This is a genomic window from Neobacillus rhizosphaerae, from assembly GCF_050477885.1.
Lineage (GTDB): Bacteria > Bacillota > Bacilli > Bacillales > Cytobacillaceae > Neobacillus > Neobacillus rhizosphaerae_A.
The window spans coordinates 1-2,431 of sequence record NZ_JBCNAC010000057.1; the positions used below are offsets into that span (position 1 = coordinate 1).

Sequence of the window (2,431 nt, forward strand, 5' to 3'; positions counted from 1 at the left end):
TTAAAATAATTAAAAAGCTGCCAAAAGTGGCAGCTTTATTATTTTTAAGAGAAGATTGACTTAATAGCATCGATCAACCAAATGAAGAATTGCTTGACCTTTTCTAAGAATCCTTGACCTTCTTCAGATTCAAGAAATTTAGAAATCCTATCCTTTGCCTTATTCAGTTGGTCACTCACTTGATTCCAGTCGATATCTAAGTTCTTCAACTTATTAAACAAATCAATTAGACGTTGCATTTCTTCATCAGTAAGACTAACGTTTAAGTCTTTTGCAGCCTGTTCAATGATTTTTCGTAATTCATCATCATTTTGCGGCTTATTTTTGGCTATTTCTTCTTTCACTTTCGCGATTAAAGCCGCAGCATTTTTCTCTCCAATCGAATCGCCAAGTTTGGCCGTTTCGACCATTTCCTGATTGGCTGCCTGCTTGACATCTTCTGGTATAGCTTTATCCGCTGAAATTTCATATGCTTTTATGATTCCAGTTAAAGCAGCTGTTCCGGAAACAGAAATAGGAGCTGTGATATAGATGTTTGCATCCTTTACACCGGCGGTAATTAATGCATTCACATACATTTCATCTGTAACCCAATTGATATTATTGGTTTTTACTGTGATGCCAGACCCTTTAGGAGCAATGGTGATGGCAGAAGAAGATATGGCCTTTGTTCCGATAAGAGACTTTGCAACATATTTCCCTAAGTATTGGTGTTCCTCCTGATTGGACACGGTAACTATTTGTACATCCTGAGGGGCATCCATTTCTTTAAGAAGTTTATCCTTTTGATCTTCGGTAAGATTTTCGCCTAAAGTGACAATCATATCCCCTTCAGCTAGATCTGCAAAGCTTCTAATCGGTTGTATGAAAATTAAAGTCGCTAATAATAGGGTGAAAAATTTTTTCATTATTTGCCTCCTTGAAGTTTACATTAGTTTTAAAAAATATATGCTCTTTTATAATATAACCGAAACCTTTAATATAAACGAATAAATGCATTAAGAAGTTTCATAGTTTTAAAACTTTAGTGATAATATGTAATATTTGTAAGAGGAAATAGATTATTTCTGTCATATGGTGTAGAATGAGTGTCATGAATGAACTGTTTCGGAGGAAGCCTTTATGAAAAGAAATTGGGTGTTATTTAGTATACTAATTGGAATTTCTGCCATTTGGGGAATAATCTACTGGCTATTTATTGGACCAAAGCAATAGGATTTAGTAATTTTTATCATTGATGATTGCCCATTAATTATGTATGATGGTCATTAGTGAAACACTATAAATTTAATTACATATAATAAAATTAGGTTTATTAATGAGTTGTTTGGTAAAAATATACTATTGCTAAACCAAATTACCAATGGTTTATTTAATATAATGAGGGATCAAAATGTTAATTCGGTATAAGAAAACATTCGAAAAAATTGCTATGGGCTTACTGTCTTTTATGCCAAATGAAAAGGACTTAAAAAAGCTGCAGTTGACCATGAAGGAATATGAGACGGTAGAAAACTGGCAGCTTTTCTTATGGAAAGAAGAAGATATTATTGGACTGATTGGAGTTCTTTATCATGATGAAGAAAATACTCTCGAGATCCAGCATATTTCTGTTAACCCTTCCCATCGCTACCAAGGCGTGGGAAAAAGAATGGTAAAAGCATTAAGAGAGATGTTTTCAGATAAAGTAATTATTCCTAATGAAAACACTGCTCCATTTATCGAAAAATGTGATGTTTGCTGAAATAACAAGAGGTTGACCCTACAAGTCAGCCTCTTTTCTCATTTTTAGAGATTGATTTCTTTCTTGAATCACATTTGTTCGATCCCGTAATTTATGGCGTTGAACTAGGTTAATATTGGTCATATCACTATCTTTACCCCATTGGAATGTTAATTGCTCACAAGTAGTAATACATAGCTCCAATAAATGAGGGTCACTAATTGGGATATTAAAACTTTTATATAATTGTTCTGACGTGATGAGGTTTAAACGTTCTTGTACAATTTGAAGCAGTTGCACATAGTCCAACCCAAGTTTTTTTACACTATCTTTTTGTTTTTTTAGAATGGTTAAGGCCTTCTGTAATGTTCTTATTGCTCCCTTAAAGTTTTTTCTCCGGTGATGATAAGTGGAAACCGCCAATAATATCAGACCTACCCAAATGGAATCTTTGTTTCTAGAGTCTGTCTTCTTCCAATATTCTTCAAGGATTTCGTGACACTCGAAATAATCACGATCCCCATGAAAATGGCTTAAAAATTGAATATACTCTCTAGGATACAAGATATCCCCCCTCAACAACATACTATAGTAAGTTTATCACATTCAAAGATAGACCTTCTTAAAAATGAATTTGAAGCTAGAAAAAAGAAAAAACCCGTCAAAAATGACGGGCCAGTACTTCGGCTTATTTTTTAGCTGTGTTAA

Annotated in this window: 3 protein-coding genes; 1 reads left to right on the top strand and 2 read right to left on the bottom strand. The window is 33.7% G+C overall.

Features of this window, described 5'->3' with window-relative positions; genetic code table 11:
- Positions 1–44 precede the first annotated feature (44 nt).
- Positions 45–911: a DUF1002 domain-containing protein gene (locus ABES03_RS07290; protein WP_430116432.1), complete on the bottom strand. Its 867-nt coding sequence runs from the start codon at positions 909–911 to the stop codon at positions 45–47.
- Positions 912–1,393: 482 nt separating this feature from the next.
- On the opposite strand from ABES03_RS07290, the gene ABES03_RS07295 reads away from it, so the two are divergent.
- Positions 1,394–1,744, top strand: coding sequence for a GNAT family N-acetyltransferase (locus tag ABES03_RS07295; protein ID WP_430116428.1), 351 nt, complete (start codon positions 1,394–1,396; stop codon positions 1,742–1,744).
- 18 nt (positions 1,745–1,762) lie between these two features.
- Here ABES03_RS07295 and ABES03_RS07300 read toward each other — a convergent pair whose 3' ends face one another.
- Positions 1,763–2,287, bottom strand: coding sequence for a DUF309 domain-containing protein (locus tag ABES03_RS07300; protein ID WP_430116430.1), 525 nt, complete (start codon positions 2,285–2,287; stop codon positions 1,763–1,765).
- Between the last annotated feature and the right edge of the window lie 144 nt (positions 2,288–2,431).

Excerpts from the sequence above, each read along its gene's own strand:
- ABES03_RS07295 (WP_430116428.1), top strand. The coding sequence starts at position 1,394 with ATGTTAATTCGGTATAAGAAAACATTCGAAAAAATTGCTATGGGCTTA.